This window comes from Pseudonocardia halophobica, from assembly GCF_027922425.1.
Taxonomy (GTDB): domain Bacteria; phylum Actinomycetota; class Actinomycetes; order Mycobacteriales; family Pseudonocardiaceae; genus Pseudonocardia; species Pseudonocardia halophobica.
In genome coordinates this window covers 1-594 of record NZ_BSFQ01000250.1, presented here as the reverse complement: position 1 = coordinate 594, position 594 = coordinate 1, and the positions used below count along the sequence as shown (strand labels likewise).

General features: G+C 67.5%; 2 protein-coding genes. One reads left to right on the top strand and one right to left on the bottom strand.

Annotated elements, in window-relative coordinates:
- Positions 1-8: 8 nt before the first annotated feature.
- A complete protein-coding gene (locus PKE99_RS39685) occupies positions 9-227 on the top strand; it encodes an LOG family protein (protein WP_438865950.1) in 219 nt (72 codons plus the stop codon).
- On the opposite strand, the gene PKE99_RS39360 is transcribed toward PKE99_RS39685, so the two are convergent.
- A partial coding sequence (locus tag PKE99_RS39360; protein WP_369075893.1) for an EamA family transporter occupies positions 143-594 on the bottom strand: 452 nt, incomplete at its 5' end. The two genes, PKE99_RS39685 and PKE99_RS39360, sit on opposite strands and share 85 nt — an antisense overlap.

Sequence of the window (594 nt, the reverse complement as noted above, 5' to 3'; positions counted from 1 at the left end):
TTTTCGAGGTGCTGACCTGGGCGCAGATCGGGCTGCACCGCAAGCCGATCTTCCTGTTGGATGTGGCGGGCTACTGGCAGCCGCTGGTGGCGCTTGTCGATCACACGATTGCCGAGGGCTTTGCAGACCCCGGCCTGCGCGATCACTTCGCTGCTGTGGCCGACGTGCCCGCGCTGACCGCCGCCCTGCGCACCGCCCTGTCCCGACGGAACCCCTCCAGCGTGTAAAGCGCGAGGCCTGCCCAGATCAGCCCGAAGGCGATGGCATGCCAGCGCCCGAAAGGCTCGGCGAAGATCAGCGTTGCGGTCAGGAATTGCAGCGTGGGGTTGATGTACTGGATCAGCCCGACCGTCGCCAGCCGCACCCGCGCGGTGGCATAGGTGAACAGCATGAGCGGACTCGCGGTCAGCGTACCGGACAGCACCAGAAGCCCCGCCGTTCCCGCCGAATCGAGGAAATGCCCGTGCCCCGCCTCCGGGCCGTTCCCGGTGGCAATGATCGCCAGCCAGATCAGCGACAGCGGCGCCAGCACCAGAACTTCGGCCGTGACTGAAGGCACCGGCGGCGCGGCCAGCCGTTTCTTCAGCAGCCCGT